The following is a 24,919-nucleotide window of genomic DNA, read 5'->3' on the forward strand; positions in this document are numbered from 1 at the left end:
CTAGTCCAGGCCAAGTTGTTGAGCCTTCTTGATGGATTCGGAACGGCTTTTGGCACCCAGCGCCATAAAAATAGCGCTGATATGGCTTTTGATGGTGGCCACACTCAGACTCAATTGAGCAGCGATTTCGATATTGGAAAGCCCCTTGCACACCAGTCGCAGGACCTCGAGTTGACGTGGTGTCAGGTTGTGCAGCGAGGCCCATTGTTGATCCGACAGCGAGGCCAGATCCTGTTCGGCATCGATCTCGGTGCAATACACCAGCTTGCCATCGAGCACATCCTGGATGGTTTCGATGATTTTTTTGCCCGAAGAGGATTTTGAAATAAAGCTCATTGCTCCCAGCTGTTTGGCCCGCTGGATATCTGCCGGGTCTCGGGAAGCGGAAACAATAATAACGGGGGTCAGGTTGCTCTGGTCCCGCAGGGCTTGCAGCAGATCAAAGCCATCAATAATGGGTAAGCGCAGATCAATCAGGGCAATATCGTAATCCCCCTTGCGCAAGTATTTAAGGGCATCCTGACCATTGTGCACTGACTCAACATCGGCCTGCAGATCCGAACCCATCAAGACACTCTTGAGTCCATCCACAAACATTTGATGATCATCAACCAGAAGGATTTTTATACTCATATATTATAATTTTTACCCATGAGTACAACATTATGGGGTATTTGCTCGCTGAAGAACGGTATTGGCGGTCACTTTAAACATAACAAGCGGGAAAATGAACAGAGTGCCCAATGTTGCAAGCCATTGCAGAGACGACAAACAAAGGCACAACAAGGCAACAACGACACCCATGCCGAAGCACAGGTGCCAGTTTGTACCAGACGGATCAAGCCGGTTATTGCTGCTCCAGCCAGCGCCCCAGTACTTCCCGTTCGGCATCGGTCATCCCGCTTTTGTTCATAAACGGCATATCGTGGGTATGCACCGCCCGCGCCAGGATCCGGTCTTTCATGGCCTTGATCTGGTCGAGGTTATCGAACATCACTCCTCCCGGTGATACCTTGAAAATATCATCGCTCGGGTTGGCAGCATGACACGCGGTACAGTGCTGTCCGACAATGCCTAACGCCTGTACGTCGGTGACCGCTGGCCCTCCGGTTCCGGCACTGACACTCTGTTCAGAAGGCTTGCTTACCCAGGCAATGACCATACAGCCAGCCAGGGCCGACACCAGAATCATCGGTTTCACCACACCGTGATGGCGCAGGTTGAAAAAGTGTCTGGCCCAGGCACCCATCAGGGCCAGCCCTCCCAGGATCAACCAGCCGTATTCGTGGCCATAGGTCATCGGGAAGTGGTTGCTGAGCATGATAAACAGCACCGGAATAGTGGCGTAGTTGTTATGGGTAGAGCGCAATTTGGCCTTGTAGCCATATATCGGATCCGGCGACTGCCCTTTCTCTGCCGCCGCTACCATGGCCCGTTGTGAGGGCATGATGGTGGTAAAAACGTTGGCCGCCATACAGGTACCGATCAATGCCCCGACATGGATATAAGCCGCACGATCCCCCAGTACCTGGCTCAAGGCCCAGGCCATTGCCGTCAGCAAGACCAGCATCACCAGACCAAAGATCAGCCCGTTTTTGATCAGCGGAGTACGGCAGGCGACTTCGTAAATGGCAAAACCGATCAGCAGTGAACTGACGCCAATACCAATGGCCTGCCAGCTGCTCAGATCGGCTTTGTTACTGTCGATCAGATAACTTTGTGCACCCACGTAGAACACCACAATCAGCAGCAGCATGCCGGTGATCCAGGTGGAATAGGCTTCCCATTTGAACCAGTGCAGGGTCTTGGGCAGGGTTTCCGGAGCGTTGCGATACTTGGCGACTTCGTAAAAACCACCGCCATGAATCGCCCACAGGTCACCCTTGATGCCTTTGTCGAGTTTCCACTGTGGCGGATTTTCCAGCGAGTTATCCAGCCAGACAAAATAGAACGATGCGCCAATCCAGGCGATGGCGGTCAGCACGTGCAGAAAACGTATCAGCAGATGTAACCAGTCGATGATGTAAGCATCCATATCAGTTTTCCCCTTGAGGCACGTGATCCGAATCTCGTTGATGAGCCAGTTGGCCCAGAATATAAGTAGCGGCAATCACCCGATCGTCGCCCAGGGTGTTAAGCACAAACAGCTGCTCTTTCAAGTTGCGACAGTGCTGGCTGCGAAAAGACAGAAAGTCGGTCGCGTGTGGGTCCATCACGATAAAATCGGCCTCCATACCAGGCTGGAAGCTGCCGATCCTGTCATCCAGCGACAGCGCTCTGGCACCGCCCAGCGTGGCCAGATACAAGGCCCGGAACGGGTCAAGGTTGTGCTGGTTCAGTTGCTGGATCTTGTAGGCATCGGCGAGGGAATCAAACGCAGAGAAACTGCTCCCACCCCCGACATCCGAGCCAATGCCGACCCGGATACCGCAGGCATCCATTTTTTTCAGATCAAACAGGCCGGAACCCAGGAACAGGTTGGACGATGGGCAATGGGCGATTACCGAATCGCTGTTGGCCATCCGCTGGCACTCGTCGTCACAGAGGTGAATACCGTGGGCAAAGACACTGCGTTTGCCCAACAACCCGGCTTGATCGTACACATCGAGATAATGCTCAGAATCCGGAAACAGGCTCTGGACCCAGGCCAGTTCATCGCGGTTTTCCGACAAATGCGTATGCAGATACACACCGGGAAACTCCTGCAGCAAACGTCCCGCCTGCTGTAGCTGCTCTGGGGTACTGGTGGGGGCAAAACGAGGCGTCACAGCGTAGCTGAGACGGTCAACGCCGTGCCATTTTTCAATCAGGGTTTTGGACTCCTGATAGCTACTGGATGCGGTATCGAGCACCGCATCCGGCGCGTTCCGGTCCATCATCACCTTACCGGCAATCATGCGTAGCTGGCGTTGCTGCGCCACGGTAAAAAAGGCATCTACCGATTGTGGGTGCACAGTGCCAAACACCAGAGCGGTGGTGGTGCCATTACGCAGCAATTCGGTGACAAAACGCTCGGCAATCCTGACGCCGTAGTCGTAATCCACAAACTGGCTTTCCACCGGAAAGGTATGGGTCTCCAGCCAGTCCAGCAGTTGTGTACCGTAGGCGGCGATCATCTCGGTTTGGGGGTAATGAATATGGCAATCAACAAAGCCCGGCATCAGAATCTTGCCACGGTAGTCGACGACGTTTGCGCCATCATCCCAAAGCCCGGGCAACTCGGAATACGCCCCGGCCTGAGTGATCAGCCCGGCATCGTCCACGGCCAGTAGCCCGTCGTCGATATATTGCCAGGCGTCCTCTCCGGCAAACTGCGGGTCGGCGGTAAAAAACAGCAGCGAGCCACGAAATACTGTGCTCATATCAGGAACCCCGGTACGTCGAGTAACTGAACGGACTCAGCAGCAGCGGAATATGAAAATGCTGCGCCGGGTCTTCAACGCGGAAAACAATTTCCGCAAAAGGGTAAAACGCTCTCTGCGACTGGCGGGCAAAGTAGTCGTCAAGCTCAAAACGTATACGGTAAACGCCCGCGGCCAGAGCCGGTTTGTCGTCCAGCCAGCCGGGAATACGGCCGTCGTCGTTGGTCTGCCCTGCACTAACGGGTGTCCAGCTATCCTGCTCCTGACGACTCAGTGTGACCGGAATGGCGATACCCGGCTTGCCCAGCGCGGTATCCAGTACATGGGTGGTAATCATGATGTTGAATCCTGTTCGGTGTCTTGGTTAGTCGGTCAGGCCGAGTAATTTGTTAATTCGTAGCCGGGTAATCTTGGCTTGTTCATCCGCGGCATTCTGAATCTCGGTCCCGCGGTCGTTGTGCAAGCGGGCCTGTAACAAGGCCAGCATCTCGGCCGCACTTTTGCCGCTGGCACAGACGATAAAAATAAATCCATAACGGTCTTCATAAGCCTGGTTGCCACTGGCCAATGCATTGATCACGCTGTCGTCGGCCTCGTCAACCCGGGATTGCTCCCCGGCGGCCAGGGTTTTGGTGCTGGCGTATTTCTGTTTCAGTGAGCTGACGTCACCGATTTTTGGGTGGCCTTCGAAGGCTTGCAGATAGTCGGCTTCTTCCAGCCCTTGCCAGTGATCGGCAGCAACCTGATGCAGCTGCTCGACAGAGGCAAAGGGACGGCTGGCGACCATGGCATCCATCCAGCGGGCGGCCACACAGCACTGGGCAAAGGCCAGCCGGGCGTCAGCGGCAGGTAACCTGTTCAGTTCGGTCAGGGTCAGTGTCTTACTCATTTGCTCGGTGCCTCATTGGGTGCCAGGGGCGTCAGAACGGTCACATCCTGCGTCTGTTTGTCCTTGCGCATCAGTTGCTTGAGGGTCGACAGTGGCACACCGGTGGCCCGTGTGTTCGGACGTTGCCCGGTCTGCAGGTCTGTCTGGTACTGCTGAATCAGCTGCCCGGCAATCGACACCGCCACTTCCATGGGTAACTTGCCAGCCACTTCCTCCAGCCCGACCGGGCATTGCATGATTTCCAGCTGTTGTTCCGTCATGCCGCTGTGTGTCAGGCGATAACGGAAGCGGTTGGCCTTGGTTGCCGAGCCAATCACCCCGATGGAAGCGCAATGGCCAAGCCGCAGGGCCGTCTCGGCCAGCCGGTAGTCCAGCGCGTGATCATGGGTCAGAATCAGTATCCGGCTGCCAGCGGGGGCATCGACCAGCAAGGCTTCCGGGGTGTCTGCGACCACGCATTCAATATGGGGGGCCAGACTGTCAGCCGCCGGAAACAGCTCCGGGCGGTTATCGATCCAGCGGGTTGGCAACGGCAGCTGCTGCACTATCTGCATCAGTGCCTTGGCCACATGACCAGCACCAAACACCCAGAGTTCGGCTGCGCGGGCGGGATAACTTTCAAACAGCAAGGTGGCGTAACCACCACAGCACTGGCCGGCATCGGCTCCCAGCAAAACCTGCCGGATAACCTGCTGTTGCTCTGTTTCCTGCAACAGCGCCCGGGCCTGTTGCAGCGCCTGATACTCCAGCTGGCCACCACCAATGGTGTCGATACTGCTATCCGCCAGCACCAGCATTTTGCTGCCGGCGGCTCGGGGAGTAGAGCCGCCGGTGCTGATTACCGTGACCAGCACATGGGGCTGGCCGCTGCGCTGGCACTCCGCCAGCGATTCCGACCAGTGTTTCATGGCTGATCCCCTGTGCCGGCTTGTAATGCCATAACCGCATCCAGTACCCGTTCCGGCGTCGCCGGGGTGTCGAGGTCAGGGCTGAGCTGGTAATCACTGAGGCTGCTGATGGCGTCGCGCAGTGCTGACCAGACCGAGATTGCCAGCATAAACGGAGGCTCTCCCACCGCTTTGGAGTTGTACACCGTGGCTTCGTTGTTGGCCTGTTCAAACAGACGGACGTTAAACACTGGCGGGGTGTCACCAATAGCGGGAATCTTGTAGGTCGCAGGAGAGTTACTGAGCAAACGGCCGTCGTCGTGCCAGACCAGTTCTTCGGTGGTAAGCCAGCCCATACCCTGGATAAAACCGCCTTCAATCTGGCCGCGATCAATGGCCGGGTTAATGCTCTGGCCGACGTCATGCAGGATATCCACCTGACAAACCTTGTATTCCCCGGTCAGGGTATCGATCACCACTTCTGATACTGCCGCCCCGTTGGCGAAGTAAAAGAACGGCCGACCGGAGGCGGTATGGCGGTCGTAGTGAATTTTGGGGGTGCGGTAATAACCGGTGGTCGAGAGTGACACCCGACTGACATAAGCGGCCTCAGCCAGCTCGGCAAAACTCATCGACATGCCCTCAGCCCAGAACACCTGGCCATTGGCAAACACAATCGCCTCAGCCGGTACGCCCTTGTCGGCGGCAAGAAAGTCCACCAGCCGCTGCTTGAGAATCAGCGCGGCATTTTGCGCCGCCTTGCCGTTCAGGTCGGTGCCACTGGAAGCCGCCGTCGGTGAGGTATTCGGTACCTTGTCGGTACGCGTGGCGGTCACCTGAATGCTGTCGAGGCTGACACCCAGCGTCTGGGCAACAATCTGGCCGACCTTGGTGTGCAAGCCCTGGCCCATCTCGGTGCCACCGTGGTTTACCTGTATCGAACCGTCAGTGTAGATATGTATCAGCGCACCGGCCTGGTTGAGATGCTGCAAGGTAAAGGAAATACCGAACTTCACCGGCGTCAGCGCCAGACCACGTTTCAGCACCGGACTGGTCTTGTTCCATGCGGTTATGGCACTGCGGCGCTGCCAGTAATCGCTGCTCTGTTCCAGCTGCTCAATAATGTCTGGCAGGCTGTTGTGCTCAACCGTCTGGTGATATGGCGTCACGGTGCAGTCGGGCTTGTGCTCCGGGGTGCCATACAGGTTACGTTTACGAATGGTCAGCGGGTCCTGGCCAACCTTGCGGGCAATATCGTCCATCGCCCGTTCGATAATCATCATGCCTTGTGGGCCACCAAAACCGCGATACGCGGTGTGGGATACCTGATTGCTGAAGGCCCGGTGGCCGTCGATCTGGGCGGCGGGCAGATAATAGGCGTTATCGGCGTGGAACATGGCGCGGTCGACAATGGCATCCGACAAATCGGCCGAGTTGCCGCAGTTACCGATCACTTCCAGCTCTGCCGCCAGCAGTTGGCCATCCGGGTCGATGCCGATGCGATAGCGGTTGGCAAACGGATGACGCTTGCCGGTCATTACCATATCGTCCTGGCGCGGCAAGCGCATTTTAACGGCACGACCGGTACGGGTTGCCAGCAATGCAGCCAGACACGCCCATTGACCGGCCTGGCTTTCCTTGCCACCAAAACCACCCCCCATCCGGCGCATATCGACCGTGATGCGGTTCAGCGGCACGTCCAGCACTTCAGCCACCAGCTTCTGGACTTCGCTGGGGTGTTGGCTGGAGGTGTACACCAGCATGCCGCCGTCTTCCGCTGGCATTGCCAGGGAAACCTGGCCTTCGAGGTAAAAGTGCTCCTGGCCGCCCACGGCTTGCTCGGCTTCCAGAATATGGCTTGCGGTAGCCATGGCGGCCGCCAGGTCTCCGCGCTTCATGCTGTGGCTCGGGCGCACCAGTCGCGACTGCGCCAGCGCCTCACGCGGATCAAGCAGCGGGGTTTGCTGCTGGTATTCCACCACTGCCAGCTGTGCCGCCCGGCGGGCGGCCAGTTCGGTGGTTGCCGCCACCACGGCGATACATTGACCCATAAACTTGACCTCGGTCGAGGTCATCAGTGGGTCGCCCGGGAACACCGGGCCAATGTCGGTGTGGCCGATCACATCTTCGACGGTCATCACCGCCACCACTCCCGGGCTGTTGCGCACGGCGGCAAGATCCAGCCGGGTAATCTGTCCAGCGGCAATGGTGCTGCGGATCACCGCGGCATGCAGGCAGTTGCCCGGTTCGATCATGTCATCCACATAACGGGCGCTACCGCTGACGTGGGCCACGGCACTTTCATGGCGGGACGGTTTGCCAACACCACCGGTAACGATATCCAGCCCGGCCTGACCGTTCTGGGTCGGCGCTTGTGCTGTCGCGGTATTGTGTTCGGGAAGTGTCACATTACGCATAGTCGACGACCTCCAGCGTGGTTTCAGGTTGGTTGTATTCCAGCACTGCCCGCGCCAACAGGTTCTGGACCAGTTGCAGGCGGTAGTGGGCACTGGCACGGACATCGGTCAGCGGCGTCAGGCTTTGTTGCAATACCGCCTGCGCGGCCCGGATCCCCTCCAGAGTCGGCGGCTGGCCAATCAGGGCCTGCTCGGCAGCGGGTACGCGTAACGGCGTCGCGGCGACCCCGCCAAAGGCCAGCCGGGCCGCACAAATCTGGCCGTTCTCAACCTTGAACATCAGCGCTGCCAGTACGGCGGAAATATCGTCTTCCTGACGCTTCGAAACCTTGAATACCCGACGGTGCCAGTCCTGTTTATCAAGTGGAATCTCGATCCCGCTGATCACGCCCCCGGTTGGCAAGCAGGTCTGGCGATAACCAGTGAAGAAGTCGTTAATGGCAATCTGTTCGGCTCCGGCGGGGCTGTCGATATGCAGAATGGCATCCAGCGCCAGCAAGACCGGCGGTGTATCTCCGATCGGTGAGGCGTTGGCAACATTGCCGGCCATCGTGCCCTGATTACGTACTTGCAACGCACCAAGGCGGGTCATCATGGTGGCGAATTCTGGCAAGTGCTGCGCGATGGTGCTCATGGCGTCGCTGTAATTCACCCCGCCACCGATTATCAGGGCGCTGTCTGAGACCTCGATATGCTTGAGTTCAGCGACCTGGCCGGTATAGATCAGCACGTCCAGCGGCTTGAGCTGCTGGGTGTATTCCAGTGCCAGATCGGTGCCTCCGGCCACCAGGCGTGACTCGGGGTACTGGCGGCGTAAATCAACCAGTTGTTGCACGCTGGTAGGAACAAAAAAGTGACGATCGCCCTGTGTCAGTCCGTCGATGGTGGTGCTGGCCCGGGATTGTTCTGCCAGCGTTATCAGCCGCTGCCAGGTCTCGGCTTCAGCCGCGCTGAAGGCGTCCTGGCGCTCCCCTGCCAGCACCTGTCCGGCCGCTTCAATAATCGGCCGATACCCGGTACAGCGGCAGAGATTGCCGCCCAGAGCCAGATCGATCTCGTGGCGGGTATGGGCATCCGGGTTGGCCGGATCAAATTCGTTGACGGTCTGCACCGGGGCATTTTTGCCCAGCGCAAACAATGACATTACAAATCCAGGGGTGCAGAAACCGCATTGGGAACCATGGCAATCCACCATCGCTTGCTGGGCAATATGCAGCGCGGGTGCCGGGCTGCCCGCTGCGTCTGCAGGCGCCGTGTGCGACTCAGGGGCGGGCGCTACGGGCTTCAGTGCTTCAACGGTGATCAGCTGTTTACCCTGCAAACTGCCCACAAAGGTAATGCAGCTATTCACGCTTTTATAGCGTAATCTGCCTTGAGTCGTATCCGGTTCTGCCACCACCACCGTGCAGGCACCGCAGTCGCCGGAGGCGCAACCTTCCTTGGTTCCACGTTGCACTTCGACGGTGCGTAAATACTCCAAGATGGTCAGGTCTGGAGCAAGATCATCTACTTCGCGCAGTTGATCATTGAATAAAAAGCGAATCAATGTTCCTTCCTCCGGTGAGCTATCCTTGTCGGCAGATAACTTTATAACTTTATGATTTTTAAAGGAATTTACGATTAAATCAGCACATTCCCCGAATTTGTTGGCAGAATTTCCCGAGTAGGCTTCAAGGCCCCGAAAAACCTGACCGATCGGTCATATTAAGCATTTACTATACCAGCCACTCTGACGACATAACAAAAAAATTCTGACCAGTTGGCCAGCTTTTTGCTGGCTCGTTAAAGATTCGTAACCATACCTGCAACCGGAAGGGAGTCCCTGGCCAATATTTGTCAATCGCTCAAGCCTGTGAATACTCTGCCAATATGTCCCCAAACAACCCTCTGGCGATGTCCGCCGTTCGTTGTTTGAAGCCATATTCAGACCAATACCGCAGCGCCTGACGCTTTCCAGTGTTTGCCAGGCTCCATAGAGGAACAGCCCGTGCCCAAGCAACCCGTACCCCCCAGGCTCAGCCTGCGCGGCATTACCAAGCAGTACCCAGGCTGCATTGCTAATGACGACGTACACCTGAGCATCGCGCCCGCCGAAATTCATGCCCTGTTGGGAGAAAATGGCGCCGGTAAAAGCACCCTGATGAAAGTGATCTACGGTCTGGTCAAGCCCGATCGTGGTGAACTGCTCTGGGATGGCTTGCCATTGGAAGTCAAGGACCCTGCCCACGCCCGTAAAATGGGGATTGGCATGGTGTTCCAGCATTTTTCCCTGTTCGATACCCTGACCGTCACGGAAAACATCGCCCTCGCACTGGGAGACGATGCCGGAGAATTGGGGCCACTGGCCGAAAAAATCCGCACCGTTTCGGAAAAATACGGCATGGCCATCAACCCCGAGCGTGAAATTCACACACTGTCGGTGGGTGAGCGTCAGCGGGTCGAGATTGTCCGCTGCCTGGTACAGGACATCCGATTGCTGATTCTCGATGAGCCGACCTCGGTACTGACACCGCAAGAAGTTGAGGTACTGTTTGTCACCCTGCGCCAGCTCGCCAGTGAAGGCTGTTCAATCCTGTTTATCAGCCACAAGCTGAACGAGGTCAAAGCCCTCTGCCACAAGGCCACCGTATTACGTGGCGGACGTGTATCCGGTGCCTGTATTCCGTCGGAACAAGACACCACCAGCATGGCCAAGATGATGGTGGGGGACGATACTCCGGTCAGCACCACCTACCCGAAGGTACTGGGCGACAAGCCCGTGCTGGAAATCACCCAGCTGGATCAGCCCAGTCATGATCCCTTTGGTGTCCATCTGAAAAACCTTGACCTGACCGTCAATGCCGGGGAAATCGTTGGCATCGCCGGTGTCGCCGGTAATGGTCAGGAAGAACTGCTGGCCAGCCTCAGCGGCGAAGCGTTGAGCAAAGCAGGGACGGTATTTTTTAACACCAGCAGCGCCGGTAAAACCGATGTGGCACTGTTGCCACCAGACCAGCGCCGCGCGCTGGGGCTGGGTTTTGTCCCGGAAGAACGCCTCGGCCGCGGCGCTGTACCGGAAATGAGCCTGACTGAAAACGCCTTGCTCACCGGCTTTCTGACCGGACTGGTCAAACAGGGAATGGTCGGCTGGCAAAAAACCGAAGCCTTTGCAGATAAGATCATCAAGGACTACAAGGTCAAAACCGCAGGCCGTCACGCCCAGGCGGACAGCCTCTCTGGTGGTAATTTGCAAAAATTCATTATTGGCCGGGAAATCCTGCAAGATCCCAAAATCCTGATTGCTGCCCACCCCACCTGGGGCGTGGATATCGGTGCCGCCACGGCGATCCACAAAGCCCTGATTACGCTACGGGATCAGGGTGCTGCCATTCTGGTGGTGTCGGAAGACATTGATGAGCTGTTCCTGATTTCCGACCGCATCGGTGCGATTTGTGACGGCGAGCTGTCACCGATCAAGCCCACCCCCCAATCCTCCATTGAAGAACTGGGCCGCATGATGGCAGGCGACTTCAGTCCCCAAGTACAGCCCGCAACCGAGGGAACTCACGCATGATCAAACTGGAACCTCGGGGCGAGCGCTCCAAACGGATGGCCTATTTGTCGCCGGTACTGGCGGCGGTTCTGACCATGCTGACCGGCGTTATCCTGTTCACCTTGCTGGGGGTTGATCCCTGGGAAGCGCTGGTAACGATATTGTACGTGCCGATTTCGGATACGTATGGCATTGCCGAACTGTGCGTTAAAGCCACGCCGATCCTCTTGTGTGCCATTGGTCTGTCGGTGGTGTTCAAGGCCCAGATCTGGAACATCGGCGCAGAAGGCCAGCTGCTGATCGGCGGTCTGTTTGGCAGCTATATGGCGCTGCAACTGATTGACGTTGAGTCCGCCTGGGTATTGCCGACGGTACTGGTCTTTGGTGCTCTGGGTGGCCTGGTATGGGCCGGTATTGCCGCACTGCTGAAAGTGCAGTTCAACACCAATGAAATCCTGACCACCATCATGATGAACTACATTGCCCTCAATATTCTGCTGTGGGCGGTGCACGGGCCATTAAAAGACCCCGATGGCTACAACTTCCCGGAATCCGCCATGTTTTCCGATTCGTCGCTGTTGCCACTGCTGATTGAAGATACCCGGATTCACTTTGGTCTGGCGCTGGCGCTGCTGGCGGTCGTGGCCATCTGGGTACTGATGAGCCGCAGTTTTTACGGCTTCCAGATCAAGGTAATGGGGCTGGACGCCAGTGCCGCACGACTGTCCGGTTTCAAGGAAAAACGGCTGGCCTATTTTGCGCTGATGCTCAGTGGTGCTCTGGCAGGGCTGGCTGGCGTCAGTGAAGTGACCGGCCCGATCGGACAATTGATTCCCAATATCTCACCCGGTTATGGCTACGCTGCCATTATTGTGGCCTTTTTGGGCCGCCTGCACCCTGTCGGCATTCTGTTGGCCTCACTGTTGATGGCACTGTTGTATATGGGTGGTGAAATGGCGCAAATCAGCCTCGGCTTGCCACTGGCACTAACCGGCCTGTTCCAGGGCATGTTGCTGTTTTACCTGCTCGCCTGTGACGTATTGATCAGCTTCCGTGTGCGCTGGATCAGTCGCCAACCCACCACCGCTCCTATCCAACCCACCACCAATACACAGGGATAACACCATGGATATCGATCTGATCAGTAATATTCTTTATGCCATGGTCCGTACCGGCACCCCACTGTTGATTGTGGCGCTGGGCGAACTGATTTGTGAAAAAAGCGGTGTGCTGAACCTCGGCCAGGAAGGCATGATGCTGATGGGTGCGGTGGTCGGTTTTGTCGTCGCCTTGCTGTCCGGCAGCCTGTTGCTGGGCTTTATGCTGGCCATTGTCGCCGGTATGTTGATGTCGATAATCTTTGCCGTTATCACCATGGAGCTCAGCGCCAACCAGGTCGCTACCGGGCTGGCACTAACCATTTTTGGTACCGGACTATCCGCCTTTGTCGGTGCCGATTTTGTTGGTAAACCGATTGATGGCCTGGACCCGATTTTTATCCCGGTGTTGACCGACTTGCCCATTATTGGCCGTATGTTGTTTGGCCAGGACTTGATCGTTTACCTGTCGTTCGTGCTGTTTGGCGGCGTTTACTGGTTTATCAAATACTCCCGTCCCGGCCTGATTCTGAAGGCGGTTGGGGAAAACCCGCACTCCGCCAATGCCATTGGCCTGCCGGTTTTAAAAACCCGCTATCTGGCCATTATCTTCGGTGGTGCCATGGCCGGATTGGCAGGCAGCTATCTGTCACTGGCCTATACGCCACTGTGGGCAGAAAACATGTCCGCCGGACGTGGCTGGATTGCACTGGCGCTGGTGGTTTTCGCCAGCTGGAAAGCAGAGCGGGTATTACTGGGTGCCTGGTTGTTTGGCCTGGCCAGCATTCTGCATCTGGTTTTCCAGGGGCTTGGCTTCTCGGTATCGCCGAACCTGCTGGCCATCCTGCCATACCTCGCCACGGTAGTTGTACTGGTGATATTGTCCAGCAACCAAAGCCGTAGCCGCCTTGTCGCGCCGATGTCTCTCGGCAAACCTTTCTACGCCAAAAGTTAATCTGACCATGAACAGCACCACGACACCTGCACGACTCTGGATCGCCAACCCGTTGGCGATCCAGACCAACAGCCCGGAAGACGCCCGTGGCGGACTGGTTATCCAGTCCGGCACGATCGTCGAAGTGGTCGCCGCCGGGCAACAGCCCGAGCGGTACGACCAGCTCTTCGACGCCAGCCGTCATGTGCTGATTCCGGGCCTGATCAATACCCATCACCACTTTTACCAGACCCTTACCCGTGCCTTGCCTGCGGCCCTGAACAAAGAGCTGTTCCCCTGGCTGCAGACTCTTTATCCCGTCTGGGCCGGTTTGCAGCCGGACATGCTGCATCAGGCCACCCGTCTGGCTCTGACCGAGCTGTTGTTGTCTGGCTGCACCACGGCGGCCGATCATCACTACCTGTTTCCACAAACCCTGACCGATGCCATTGATGTACAGGCCGACGCCGCCGCTGATGTCGGCTTGCGCGTCACCCTGACCCGAGGCTCCATGAGTCTGGGACAGGACGACGGCGGCTTGCCGCCGCAATCGGTGGTGCAAAGCGAAGCAACGATTCTGGCCGACAGCGAACGGCTGATCCGTCGTTATCACGACGCCGCCCCAGGCTCGATGATGCAAGTCGCACTGGCCCCCTGCTCTCCCTTCTCGGTTACTCGCGACATCATGATCGCCAGTGCCGAGCTGGCTGCCCGGCATCAGGTGCGTTTGCACACGCATCTGGCCGAAACGCTCGACGAAGAAGCCTTCTGCCAGAAAATGTTCGGCTTGCGTACGGTCGACTATCTGGAAAGTGTCAACTGGCTACATAACCGCACCTGGCTGGCTCATGGCATTCATTTTGATGCCAATGAAATCCAGCGACTGGGAACGGCGGGGGTCGGTATCTGTCACTGCCCAACCTCCAACATGATGCTGGCGTCCGGTATCTGTCCGGTGCAGGATCTCGAAGCGGCCGGTAGCCCGGTGGGCATTGGTGTGGATGGCTCAGCCTCGAACGACTGTTCGAACATGATTCAGGAAACGCGCCAGGCCATGTATCTGCAACGACTGAAATACGGCTCTTCCAAAGTAACGCATCAGGATGCGCTGCGCTGGGCCACCCAAGGTTCCGCCAACGTATTGGGCCGTGATGACATCGGCACCCTCGCGGTGGGCAAACAGGCCGACCTGGCTTTGTTTGGCCTCGACGAACTGCGTTTCTCCGGCAGCCATGATCCGTTAGCCGCACTGCTGCTGTGTGGCGCCCATCAGGCGGACTATGTGATGGTGGCGGGACAATGGAAGGTCGAAAAAGGAGAAGTGGCAGGGGTCGATATTGACGAGCTGCGTCATAGTCACCAGCAGGCCGCCAACGCCCTGGCAGCACTGGCATAACCACAGCTCCGTTGATAACGATGGGGGGGATCGCCTCAGGCGCATGTCCCCAGGCTGGCCAGACAAGCGCCAGATACAATCAGAGAGTCAATCAGTGCGTTTTGACTGTCGTTACCGGTATCGGGCTTTATTCTGCCACTGACGCCATGCCGATGATCGGCGTGGTGGCCGGTTTTGCCATCCTGGCTGCTATCATGGCGACTATTCCAATCGCTATCACAGCAGCCATCCCTATCAATATTACAGCGATTATCACGACCACTATCTGAACGGTCGCCAGCAGGATGATGGTGATATCCATGGCGATGGTTCTTGATACGGCAATCCACCATTGCTCTCCTCTTTTTCAGCTCAAACAACTTTTCAGCTCAAACAATGCGGACAACGTCAGGCGTAGCAACGCAGGGTGTCTGGTCGCTATTTCAAATATGTCTGGATGCGTCGGCCAGAACGACCAAGACATCGGGCTTCTAAATCAATACAACATCGCTGCTCTCTACGCTAAAGGATTCTGCCAGGCCGTCTTGCTACAGCAGCGCCATCTGATGACGTTATCGCGCCCTTTAGGGCAATTGTGACATCTATAAACCGGGCACTGAAAAGCATTGTCGGCATCGATGTATCAATAGCGGACAAACAAGCCAAATGGCATTGAACCCTTATCATGTAAGTTGGTATACCATAATACACAACATCGCCAAGCGTATATTCATGAGCCTGGAAGAAATAACCGACAGGGCCTCATGAATGATTCCGTCACTCTTCACATATCAAGGGAGCATGAAATAATGCAACCCAAGAAAATGTTAGTCAGCAAGGGCCTGTTCGCCGGGATACATCCAGGAATGGGTATTGCCTCAAAAGCGATGATTCTGGCCTTCGTTCTGTTCACGGTTCTGAATGTCGATCTGGCCAACGGTGTATACACCGATGTCAAAAGCTGGATTCAGACCACTCTGAACTGGTACTACGTTATGGTCGTCAGCGTGGTGCTGTTTTTCTGCGTATGGATGGCTTTCAGCCGCCATGGATCGATCCGGCTGGGTGCTGATGATGAACGCCCCGCGTTCAGTTTCTTTGTCTGGTTTTCCATGCTGTTCAGCTGCGCCATTGGTGTTGGCATTCTGTTCTGGAGTATTGCCGAGCCGATATTCCACCTGCAGGGCAACCCCTTTATCGAGATGGCCGGTATTGAACCCGGCAGTGCCGAGGCGGCCCAGGTTGCCTTGCGGATTACCCTGTTCCACTGGGGCTTGCATGGCTGGGCGGTGTATATCGCGACCGGAATGATGATTGCGTATTTCGCCTGTCGTCGAGGTTTGCCGATGACCATTCGCTCAACACTGTATCCGCTGCTGGGGGATCGTATTTATGGGCCTCTGGGTCATGCTGTCGACTTGCTGGCCATTTTCAGCACCCTGTTTGGTACTGCAACCGCCCTCGGCCTTGGGGTATCCCAGATCAATGCGGGACTGAACTATCTGTTTGGGGTCGAAATATCCACCACCGTCCAGGTCGTGTTGATTGCAGTGATTTCCATTATTGCCACCCTCTCGACCATGTCCGGTCTGGAACGGGGGATTCGCTGGTTAAGCGTCTGGAATATCCGTATCAGCCTGATACTGATCGGCTTCTTTGTGATCGCCGGGCCAACCGTGTATTTATTGGGCATGTTCACCACCAGCGTGGGGGATTACGTCTGGCATATGATTCCCATGGGCTTCTGGACCGATCCGAACCCTGAAGGTCAATGGCAGGGCTGGTGGACGCTGTTCTACTGGGGCTGGTGGTTGTCCTGGGGTCCTTTGGTGGGGCTGTTTATTGCCCGTATTTCCCGTGGCCGTACCATTCGTGAATTCCTGCTCAGCGCTCTGATCATCCCTCCCCTGGGTGGCTTTATCTGGATTATTGCCATGGGTGGTACCGCCCTGCATATCGAACTGTACGGAGCTGGCGGTATTGTTGAAGCCGTCAATGCTGACATGACCATGGCGCTGTATCACACCATTGAAGCCATCGGGGTCGACTCCCTCACCTGGCCAATGTCCTTGTTGGCGACCATCATGATTATTACCTGGTTTGTCACTTCGGCAGACTCCGGCACCCTGGTGATTTCCACCATCCTGTCGATGGGCAGTGAGCCTTCGTTAGCCATTCGTGGCATCTGGGGCACCATTCTGGGTGCCGTCGCGGCGGTACTGCTGCTGGCCGGGGGACTGACGGCATTACAATCCGCCACCATCGCAGCAGCCCTGCCATTCTCCGTGGTGCTACTGCTGATGTGTGTGGCCCTGATAAAAGGGTTACGGGACGAACGGGACGGTATTTCTTACGGTCCGGGCGACCTGGCCCAGGCCGGCAAGTCTGCCAGTTCCGACAAGCTGGCCCGCTCCACTTCCTGATAGCGCCCAAGCCTCCCGGCACTCGCCGGGTGGGGGTCAAGCTGTTCTGTTCTGCCAAAGCCGCTCAGTGCCGAGCGGCTTTTGTATTTCAAGCGGTCATGCAGACAAGGGCCTGTAAAGCCGTGCGACCGGTCAAGGCGGATAGATACACCACGCTTTGACCTTTATTGCCCCTTGAGTATCACGATATGGGCGCTGGCCACTTCCAGCCGATGCTGGCGAGCCTGCTGATAGGCATCAGAGTGATAACAGGCCAACGCCTGTTCATAACTGTCAAATTCAAACACCACCGCCCGGTCCGGGGTTTTATCAAAGCCTTCCAGTGCTGTCATTTCACTGCCCCGCGCCAGGATTCTGGCACCATATTGTTGCAGCGCTGTCGGTGACTGCTCCATATATCGGGCATATTGCCGGGGGTCATCAATATCAACAAAGGCAATCCAATAAGCTTTCATACAATCCTCCAAATTATTTGTGGTATACCATAATACAATATCGTATTTTAGAATGATTAAAAGATATTGAATAGCATGGGAGATGGGCGATGAACATCGATAGCACGGCGGATATTATCGAGGATATCCGTAACGGCAAAATGGTCATTCTGATGGATGACGAAGACCGTGAAAATGAAGGCGACCTGATCATCGCTGCGACAGCCGTAACACCGGAAGCGATTAATTTTATGGCGTCCAAAGCGCGTGGACTGATTTGCCTGACACTGGACGAACAGCGCTGTGAGCAACTGGGCTTGCACGCCATGGTTGCCGATAATGGCTGTACTTACGGCACCGCATTTACCGTTTCGATTGATGCGGCCCAGGGCATCTCAACCGGTATTTCTGCCGCCGACCGTGCCCACACCATCCAGCTAGCGGTAGCCGCCGATGCCCAACCTGCCGATCTGGTACAACCGGGTCATATCTTCCCGTTACGGGCGCGCAAGGGAGGGGTGTTAACCCGGGCAGGACATACCGAAGCCGGTTGCGACCTGGCACGACTGGCGGGCTTTGAAGCCGCGGCGGTCATTGTCGAGATCATGAATGAAGACGGCACCATGGCACGTCGTGACGACCTGCTGGCGTTTGCTGCCCAGCACGATTTGCGTATTGGCACCATCGCCGACCTGATCCAGCATCGTATGAATACCGAAACCACCGTTACCCGGATCGGCGAGCAACCCTTGCCCACTGTCCACGGCACCTTCCGGATGGTGACTTACGAAGACCGCCTGTCCAATGCCGTTCATATTGCTCTGGTGGCCGGTGATATCAATCCGGAACAGCCGGTTCTGGCACGGGTTCATGGCATTGATCCTCTGCGCGACCTGATTGGTGCCAATTACCACGGCCCGACACACTGGAGCCTGTGGTCAGCACTGGAAGCCGTAGCCCGCGAGGGCACCGGGGTGGTGGTACTGGTGGATAACGAAACCTCTGCCAGCGCACTGCTGAATCGCGCACCACAGCTGATGGTGCCAAACACCAATAACCAGCGGGTGTTCAGCGACGTTGGCACCGGCGCGCAGATTTTACGGGATCTGGGTGTGCGGAAATTCCGGCATCTGGGAGCGTCCTGGCGCTTTGTCGGGCTGGAAGGCTATAACTTGCAGCTGATCGACAGCATTCCGTTCAACCCTTGCCAGGACTAAAAAAAACCGCCAGAGACACGGGCATGTCTTTGGCGGTTGATGCCACCAGCAGATGGCCAATAACCGGTTCAGTTCGGGGCAATATATATGGCTTGCAAGGTTGCCGGGTCGACATCGTTCTGCTTGGCCATCACCGCCAAGGCCACGGTAGCGGCCTTGTGGATATGATCGATACTGGCTTTGCGCGCCCGCACCGGATCACGGGACTGGATCGCTTCAAAGATGGCCGCCATTTCCTCACTACTGTCGAGGTAACGATCATTCTGGCTGACTGTCGTCGCACGCAAAAAGCTGATCCGCGCCTGCAACTGGCGCAACAGGCTACACGCGGTATGGTTACCACAACCCTGAAACAGCACGTTGTAAAAATCACTGACAGCTTCCAGTATCAGCACCACATCGCCGCTTTTGAGCCGGGATTGCAGTTTGCGTAACGAGTATTCAAGGTCCAGCAACTGGTCTTCGCTGGCACGCACGGTAAACAGCTCCACCACCAGGCTTTCAAGCGAACAGCGCAGTTCGTAGATTTCCAGCGCCTGCTCCAGGGTGATGACCGAGACTCTCGGGCCTTTGCCATCGAGGTATTCAACCAGCCCTTCGGATTCCAGATGTCGCAGTGCTTCCCGGACGGAAGTCCGGCTTACCCCCAGCAGGTCGCACAAGTCCCGTTCTACCAGGCGGTCTCCAGGCAGGAACTTGAAGCTGAGAATGGCACTGCGCAAGGCGTCCAGTACCTTTTCCCGCAATGTTACGGAGGTTCGTTCTATCTTCCCCAGATCTTCTCGGGAGTGTTTCTTCAGCATACCCTTTATCCAACTGGTCAATCATGAACCGAGGCAAGCCCCGGTGGGGCGCCGCACAGTGTAACGACGATGGTTGTCAGGCAACCGGCGTTTGATCTTGCTGGTCGGCGTCGAGCTCGGCCAGCACTTCACGCGCAATTCTAAAGCTATCGATCGCTGCAGGCACACCACAATAGATCGCGGATTGTAAAAAAACCTCACGAATCTCTGCAATGGATACCCCGTTATTCAGCGCACCACGGACATGCACCCGGATCTCGTGGGGACGATTCAGGGCCGTTAACATGCCCAGATTGATCAATGAGCGCTCCCGGCGGCTGAGTTCTTCCCGCGTCCAGATTTCGCCCCAGCAATATTCTGTCACCAGCTCCTGCATTGGCCAGGCGAATTCGTCCCGGTTGTTGTTCAGGCTCTGGTCGACGTAGGCGTCACCCAACACTTCACGGCGGACTTTCAATCCGGCATCGAAGCGGTTTTTTTCAGCAGAATCAGTCATAACATTCTCTCTATGCGTTGGCTTGTACCTTGACCTGTACTTTGACCGGTATCTTGACCGGGCCAGTGTCTTAACGGCCCAGTCCGCCCATCATCATGTATTTGATTTCCAGGTAATCATCCATGCCGAAGTGTGAGCCTTCACGCCCCAGCCCGGAGGTCTTGATCCCACCAAAGGGAGCTACCGCGGTAGAAATCAGCCCTTCGTTGATACCCACCATGCCATACTCCAGCGCTTCGCCTACTCGCCAGCAACGCGCCATATCCCGAGTATAGAGATACGCCGCCAGGCCAGAGTCGGTGTCATTGGCCAGGGCAACCGCCTCGTCTTCGTCATCAAAGGCAAACACCGCAGCCAGCGGGCCAAAGGTTTCTTCCTGGGCCACGGCCATGGTGCTGGTCATACCCGACAGCAGGGTGGGAGCAAAAAAGTTCTCACCTGCGGCGTGTGGTTCGCCACCACAATGCAAGGTCGCGCCCTTGTCCAGCGCGTCACGCACATGGCGCTGTACTGTGGTTAACGCTGCCTGGTTAATCAACGGTCCTTGATCGACACCGGCCAGCAAGCCATGACCAACCTGTAGTGCCTCAATCTGCTCTTGCAAGCGTCGCACAAAGACATCATGGATGCCACGCTGTACCAGAAAACGGTTGGTGCAGACACAGGTTTGCCCGGCGTTACGGAATTTGGAAATCATAGCCCCCTGAATCGCTGCGTCGATATCGGCATCATCAAACACGATAAAAGGTGCGTTGCCTCCCAGCTCCAGCGAGACTTTTTTGACGGTATCTGCACACTGGCTTAATAGCAGTTTGCCGATCCGGGTCGAGCCGGTAAAACTCAGCTTGGCGACTTTCTGGCTGCTGGTCAGAACATTGCCGATGGCAATGGCATCACCAGTCACAACGTTAAAGACACCATCGGGAATACCGGCCTGTTGCGCCAGTGCTGCCAGCGCCAGTGCCGAAAACGGTGTATCCGGTGCCGGTTTGACGATAAAGCTGCAACCCGCTGCCAATGCCGGGCCACACTTGCGCGTAATCATGGCGCAGGGGAAATTCCACGGGGTAATCGCTGCCACAACACCGATCGGCTGTTTCACCACAACGATACGGGCATCCGGGTTGGGACTTGGAATCACCTCGCCGTACACCCGCTTGCCTTCTTCGGCAAACCATTCGATAAAACTGGCACCGTAAAGAATTTCACCGTGAGCTTCGGCCAATGGCTTGCCCTGCTCCATGGTCAGAATACGGGCCAGTTCATCGGCATGAGCTACAATCAGCTCATACCAGCGGTAGAGAATACGGCTGCGCTGTTGTGCCGTCATGGCAGCCCAGCCCTTGCGGGCCAACTCGGCGGCCAGAATAGCGGCATGGGTTTCGGCTTCCGCCATCAGCGGCACCGTACCAATCACATGGCCATTGGCCGGGTCATAAATGGTCTGGGTTTGCCCGTCATCGGCATCGCACCAGCGACCATTGATAAAAGCCTGTTGTCGGAACAATTGCGCCGTCATCAGCAAGCCTCCTCAATTACCGGCATTGGCCAGCTGCCCATATCCCCTCGGCAATACACCATTGGACTGCGACCGCTGTCATTGGCCATATGCTGCACTTCTCCCACCAGGATGGCGTGATCGCCGCCTTCGTATTGACGCCAGTGGCAGCATTCCATCACCGCCACGGTCGAGGCCAGTACCGGCACCCCGGTGACGCCTTGCTGGATATCCAGCTGCGCCAGTGCGGCCACCTTGTCGGCCCCTTTTTTGGCAAAAGCCCAGGCTTCCGCACCCTGATCCGCAGCCAGGATATTGACTGAAAAATGCGTGGCTTCACTGAGCACCTGATAGGATTCGGAGCGGTACTGCGGACACACCAGAATCAGCGGCGGATCCATCGACAGGGCACTGAATGCGCTGGCGGTCAGCCCGGTTACCCGGCCATCGCGATCGTAGGCCATCACCACGGTGACCCCGGACGGAAACGAACCCAGAGTGGCTTTATACAAATCTTGGTTAATCATGTTGCTGCTCCTCAACGCATCACAAAGGGGTCGCTCATTGGCTCGCTGGAGAGGTTGACCCAGACGGTTTTTTTCTCGGTATAGGAAAGCACGGCTTCGATACCGCCCTCGCGCCCGTAACCGCTGTCACCAAAACCACCAATCGGCGCCATGGCGGACACCACCCGATAGGTATTCACCCAGATAATGCCGCTGCGGACGGCCTTGGAGAGTCGATGGGCGCGGGCGATATCCCGCGTCCAGATACCCGCCGCCAGGCCGTAACGGGTGTCGTTGGCCAGCGCCAGTGCTTCAGCTTCCGTATGAAAACGAATTGCTGCCGTGACCGGACCAAACACTTCTTCCTGCATCAGGCTGTTCGACGATGAGTCACATTCCAGCAAGGTCGGTTGGAAATACCAGCCGCCATTACATTCAACCCGCTGGCCGCCGTAGCGCAAGACGGCGCCTTCGCTGATCGCCTGCTGCACCATATTGTCGGCGATATCCAGCTGGGCCAGAGTCGTCATCGGTCCCATTTCGGTCTCTTCTGCCAGTGGATCACCAATACAGATACGGCTGGCGCGTTCGCAAACCCTGGCGACCACTTCGTCGTAAATACTGTCGTGAATCAACAGCCGGGAACCGGCCACACAACTTTGCCCTGACGCGGCAAACACACCGGCAACAATGCCGTTAACAGCGCTGTCGATATCAGCATCCGGGAAAACGATTTGCGGCGACTTGCCCCCCAGTTCCAGCGACAAATGAGCGAAGTTTTCAGCACTGGAGCGCACGACATGGCGCGCGGTGGCGGCACCACCGGTAAAGGCAACATGGCGCACCAGCGGATGACGGGTCAGCGCCGCACCGGCGGAAGGGCCATAACCGGTAATAATATTCACAACACCGGCCGGGAACCCGGCTTGTTCAACCAGTTTGCCCAGCGCCACAATGCTGGCCGAGGCGTGTTCTGACGGCTTGATCACCAAGGTATTACCCGCCGCCAGCGCCGGTGCCATCTTGATGGCTGTCAGGTACAGCGGGCTGTTCCAGGGCACAATCGCGGCGACGACGCCCATTGGCTCGTGCAGGGTGTACGCCATCATGTCGGATTTATCGACCGGCAGGGTTTGCCCTTCGATCTTGTCAGCCAGCCCCGCCATATAATAGAAAAACTCTGGCAAATACCCCATCTGGCCACGGGTTTCGCGGATCAGTTTGCCGTTTTCCCGGCTTTCCAGTTCCGCCAGCAGCTCACGATGATCAGCAATCAGGTCGCCCAGCGTCCGTAACAGCTTGCCTCGTGCTGTGGCGGTCAGCCCCGCCCAGGCCGGACTGACAAAAGCCTGATGTGCCGCCGTGACGGCGATATCGGCATCCACCTCGGTGGCATCCGGAAAACTGGCCCATGGCTGTGCCGTGGACGGCGTCAGGCTGTCAAAGCGATTGCCGCTCTGGGCTTCACAATAACGGCCGTTAATGTACATCTGGTAAGGAGTCAAATTCACAGACAGGTCTCCGATGAGGTAGCAGGACAAGTACTGTTACAGCTGCCAAGAAACAGCTGCAAGGCGTGATTAATCAGTTGCGGGGATTCCATTGCCATCATGTGCCGTTGCCCGGCCATAATCTGGCAGCGGGCAGAAGGTATCTGGCAAGCCAGTTTCTGGGCCATTTCCGGGGTTGAGCCGGGGTCCAGCTCACCGGCCATCACCAGTGTCGGTACCCGGATATCAATCAGCCGGTCAGCCAGGTAATTGTCACTACCGGCGAACAGGCGATAGGCACGCAAATAACCTTCCGGGTTGTTGGCACAGACCAGATCCCGGATTCCCTGTATCCGGGCAGTGTTGGCAGCCCGGTATTCCGGGCTGAACCAGCGCTCCAGCGCAGCATCGATATTGGCTTCAGGCCCATGCCTGGCCACATCCAGTGTACGAGCCAGAATTGCCTGCCGGGCGTCTTCTGTACGGTCAAACACACTCCCCATGATCACCAGCGAGCGTAATAGCTGCGGCTGCTGAATCGCAAATACCCGCGCTACCAGCCCGCCCATGGAAAAGCCGATCAGATGCACCGGCCCGCAGTCCAAGTGTTGCAGCAACCGCTGCAATTGCCCGGCGTAGTCATCCAACGAGGCCACTTTGGGCGGCAACGGACTGTGCCCATGCCCCAACATATCGTAGGTAATGACCTGGTAGTGCTGCGCCAACCCTTGCACCTGAGCGTTCCAGATTGACTGGTCCAGCCCGACGCCATGAATCAGCACAACCGCGTCACCGTTACCGCAGACCTGATAGGCCGTGCCGTCCGGAGTTTTGCCTGTCAGCTTGGTTGTCATGAGTCGTGTCCTTGCTTACTGGTTAGCGAGAGTGGCTTCTTGCTCCAGATCTTTCAGATCCTGGTAGCGGTTACCAATACGAGGGTGCAGACGCCCAGCGGTAGAACCACCCAGACAGATCACCAGCTCGTTGGCTGCCGGCGCATCTTCAATCGACATTTCCATGGTGATGTAATGCGAGCGGAAGCCGGCATCGTCCTTGTGCATCATTGGAATCTGGATGGAAGTACCCGGGCCACCGCGCTTGTTGGTGAAGGCCAGATAGCTCTGTGCATTCACGGCGTTACGGTAGTGATTGCCAAACCGCAACGTATGCACCACGGCCGAGGCGTGTTCGATTTCACCATCCATGCCGACAACGGCAGCCTTGCCATACGCTTCAATCTTATCCGCACCACCGATGGCACGGCTGACGTATTCCACGATCAACGCACCCAGGTCAGAACAGTGCGCCTTGATTTCCGGGCTCAGGTCTTCAACAAAACCACGGCCAGCCCACGGGTTACGAATAATTGCCGCGACACCGACCATGGTGACCGGCTGCTCTGCCGCTTTGCCACCTTCAATAAACGTTTCTTCAATCGTAGTAATCATCTTGCGTATTTCAAAGCTCATCGAGTGACTCCTCGCTACAGAACGTATTTTCAAAAACTGTATATTTAATGGATTGTTTTCGTTTCACTGAAACATGGTATACCATAATAC

24 protein-coding genes are annotated in these 24,919 nt (G+C 56.7%); 7 read left to right on the forward strand and 17 right to left on the reverse strand.

Translation table 11 applies throughout. The features are described 5' to 3' along the window. From Q8W22_RS05025 to xdhA, 8 genes are all read right to left on the reverse strand, one after another. Positions 1-633 (reverse strand): response regulator transcription factor, encoded by a 633-nt coding sequence (locus tag Q8W22_RS05025; RefSeq protein WP_303434150.1) that lies wholly within the window; start codon positions 631-633, stop codon positions 1-3. A gap of 214 nt (positions 634-847) precedes the next feature. Next, entirely contained in the window at positions 848-2,035 is a 1,188-nt protein-coding gene (locus tag Q8W22_RS05030; RefSeq protein ID WP_303434151.1) for a urate hydroxylase PuuD, read from the reverse strand. A gap of 1 nt (position 2,036) precedes the next feature. After that, complete coding sequence (gene guaD / locus Q8W22_RS05035) at positions 2,037-3,362, reverse strand: guanine deaminase (RefSeq protein ID WP_303434152.1); 1,326 nt, start codon at positions 3,360-3,362, stop codon at positions 2,037-2,039. A gap of 1 nt (position 3,363) precedes the next feature. Then, the gene (uraH, locus tag Q8W22_RS05040) at positions 3,364-3,699 is read right to left on the reverse strand and encodes a hydroxyisourate hydrolase (RefSeq protein WP_305451757.1); all 336 of its coding nucleotides are present in this window, start codon (positions 3,697-3,699) and stop codon (positions 3,364-3,366) included. A 27-nt stretch (positions 3,700-3,726) separates the two neighbouring features. Beyond that, a complete protein-coding gene (uraD, locus tag Q8W22_RS05045; protein WP_305414647.1) occupies positions 3,727-4,251 on the reverse strand; it encodes a 2-oxo-4-hydroxy-4-carboxy-5-ureidoimidazoline decarboxylase in 525 nt (174 codons plus the stop codon). Beyond that, positions 4,248-5,159, reverse strand: coding sequence for a xanthine dehydrogenase accessory protein XdhC (gene xdhC, locus Q8W22_RS05050; RefSeq protein WP_305414649.1), 912 nt, complete (start codon positions 5,157-5,159; stop codon positions 4,248-4,250). The genes uraD and xdhC overlap by 4 nt, the downstream gene beginning before the upstream one ends. Further along, a complete protein-coding gene (gene xdhB, locus Q8W22_RS05055; RefSeq protein WP_305414650.1) occupies positions 5,156-7,555 on the reverse strand; it encodes a xanthine dehydrogenase molybdopterin binding subunit in 2,400 nt (799 codons plus the stop codon). The genes xdhC and xdhB overlap by 4 nt, the downstream gene beginning before the upstream one ends. After that, positions 7,548-9,101 (reverse strand): xanthine dehydrogenase small subunit, encoded by a 1,554-nt coding sequence (xdhA, locus tag Q8W22_RS05060; protein ID WP_305451758.1) that lies wholly within the window; start codon positions 9,099-9,101, stop codon positions 7,548-7,550. The genes xdhB and xdhA overlap by 8 nt, the downstream gene beginning before the upstream one ends. 441 nt (positions 9,102-9,542) lie before the next feature. Between xdhA and Q8W22_RS05065 the strand changes: the two genes are divergently transcribed. From Q8W22_RS05065 to Q8W22_RS05080, 4 genes are read left to right on the forward strand one after another with little or no spacing between them, the layout of a single operon-like run. Then, entirely contained in the window at positions 9,543-11,108 is a 1,566-nt protein-coding gene (locus Q8W22_RS05065; RefSeq protein WP_303434158.1) for an ABC transporter ATP-binding protein, read from the forward strand. Continuing rightward, positions 11,105-12,208: an ABC transporter permease gene (locus Q8W22_RS05070; RefSeq protein WP_303434159.1), complete on the forward strand. Its 1,104-nt coding sequence runs from the start codon at positions 11,105-11,107 to the stop codon at positions 12,206-12,208. The genes Q8W22_RS05065 and Q8W22_RS05070 overlap by 4 nt, the downstream gene beginning before the upstream one ends. 4 nt (positions 12,209-12,212) lie before the next feature. Further along, the gene (locus Q8W22_RS05075; RefSeq protein ID WP_305414652.1) at positions 12,213-13,139 is read left to right on the forward strand and encodes an ABC transporter permease; all 927 of its coding nucleotides are present in this window, start codon (positions 12,213-12,215) and stop codon (positions 13,137-13,139) included. A gap of 7 nt (positions 13,140-13,146) precedes the next feature. Further along, positions 13,147-14,514: an 8-oxoguanine deaminase gene (locus Q8W22_RS05080; RefSeq protein WP_305451759.1), complete on the forward strand. Its 1,368-nt coding sequence runs from the start codon at positions 13,147-13,149 to the stop codon at positions 14,512-14,514. A gap of 127 nt (positions 14,515-14,641) precedes the next feature. Here Q8W22_RS05080 and Q8W22_RS05085 read toward each other — a convergent pair whose 3' ends face one another. Next, a complete protein-coding gene (locus tag Q8W22_RS05085; RefSeq protein WP_305451760.1) occupies positions 14,642-14,815 on the reverse strand; it encodes a hypothetical protein in 174 nt (57 codons plus the stop codon). Between Q8W22_RS05085 and Q8W22_RS05090 the strand changes: the two genes are divergently transcribed. Continuing rightward, positions 14,814-15,092 (forward strand): hypothetical protein, encoded by a 279-nt coding sequence (locus Q8W22_RS05090; protein WP_305414656.1) that lies wholly within the window; start codon positions 14,814-14,816, stop codon positions 15,090-15,092. The genes Q8W22_RS05085 and Q8W22_RS05090 overlap by 2 nt on opposite strands. A gap of 210 nt (positions 15,093-15,302) precedes the next feature. Then, positions 15,303-16,916, forward strand: coding sequence for a BCCT family transporter (locus tag Q8W22_RS05095; protein ID WP_305451761.1), 1,614 nt, complete (start codon positions 15,303-15,305; stop codon positions 16,914-16,916). Positions 16,917-17,080: 164 nt separating this feature from the next. Here Q8W22_RS05095 and Q8W22_RS05100 read toward each other — a convergent pair whose 3' ends face one another. Then, positions 17,081-17,371 carry a DUF1330 domain-containing protein gene (locus Q8W22_RS05100; protein ID WP_303434165.1) on the reverse strand — a complete coding sequence of 97 codons (291 nt, stop codon included), beginning with the start codon at positions 17,369-17,371 and terminating at the stop codon, positions 17,081-17,083. 89 nt (positions 17,372-17,460) lie between these two features. Between Q8W22_RS05100 and ribBA the strand changes: the two genes are divergently transcribed. After that, the gene (gene ribBA / locus Q8W22_RS05105) at positions 17,461-18,567 is read left to right on the forward strand and encodes a bifunctional 3,4-dihydroxy-2-butanone-4-phosphate synthase/GTP cyclohydrolase II (RefSeq protein WP_303434166.1); all 1,107 of its coding nucleotides are present in this window, start codon (positions 17,461-17,463) and stop codon (positions 18,565-18,567) included. Between the two features lie 68 nt (positions 18,568-18,635). On the opposite strand, the gene Q8W22_RS05110 is transcribed toward ribBA, so the two are convergent. The 7 genes from Q8W22_RS05110 to Q8W22_RS05140 all read right to left on the reverse strand — a co-directional run bounded on the left by Q8W22_RS05110 (position 18,636) and on the right by Q8W22_RS05140 (position 24,829). Continuing rightward, positions 18,636-19,370: a GntR family transcriptional regulator gene (locus Q8W22_RS05110; RefSeq protein WP_303434167.1), complete on the reverse strand. Its 735-nt coding sequence runs from the start codon at positions 19,368-19,370 to the stop codon at positions 18,636-18,638. A gap of 76 nt (positions 19,371-19,446) precedes the next feature. Further along, positions 19,447-19,866 (reverse strand): 4-carboxymuconolactone decarboxylase, encoded by a 420-nt coding sequence (gene pcaC, locus Q8W22_RS05115; RefSeq protein ID WP_303434168.1) that lies wholly within the window; start codon positions 19,864-19,866, stop codon positions 19,447-19,449. Between the two features lie 70 nt (positions 19,867-19,936). Beyond that, positions 19,937-21,385, reverse strand: a complete 1,449-nt coding sequence (locus Q8W22_RS05120) for an NAD-dependent succinate-semialdehyde dehydrogenase (RefSeq protein ID WP_305451762.1) — start codon at positions 21,383-21,385, stop codon at positions 19,937-19,939. Continuing rightward, a complete protein-coding gene (locus tag Q8W22_RS05125; RefSeq protein WP_303434170.1) occupies positions 21,385-21,891 on the reverse strand; it encodes a flavin reductase family protein in 507 nt (168 codons plus the stop codon). The genes Q8W22_RS05120 and Q8W22_RS05125 overlap by 1 nt, the downstream gene beginning before the upstream one ends. Before the next feature lie 11 nt (positions 21,892-21,902). Further along, positions 21,903-23,381, reverse strand: a complete 1,479-nt coding sequence (locus Q8W22_RS05130; RefSeq protein WP_305451763.1) for an aldehyde dehydrogenase — start codon at positions 23,379-23,381, stop codon at positions 21,903-21,905. Further along, the gene (locus Q8W22_RS05135; RefSeq protein ID WP_305414663.1) at positions 23,378-24,214 is read right to left on the reverse strand and encodes an alpha/beta fold hydrolase; all 837 of its coding nucleotides are present in this window, start codon (positions 24,212-24,214) and stop codon (positions 23,378-23,380) included. Before Q8W22_RS05135 ends, Q8W22_RS05130 begins: the two co-directional genes overlap by 4 nt. A gap of 15 nt (positions 24,215-24,229) precedes the next feature. Next, on the reverse strand, positions 24,230-24,829 hold the full coding sequence (locus Q8W22_RS05140; protein ID WP_303434173.1) for an amino acid synthesis family protein: 600 nt from the start codon (positions 24,827-24,829) through the stop codon (positions 24,230-24,232). Positions 24,830-24,919: the final 90 nt, after the last annotated feature.

It is taken from the genome of Oceanobacter sp. 1_MG-2023 (assembly GCF_030689025.1).
Taxonomy (GTDB): domain Bacteria; phylum Pseudomonadota; class Gammaproteobacteria; order Pseudomonadales; family Oceanobacteraceae; genus Oceanobacter.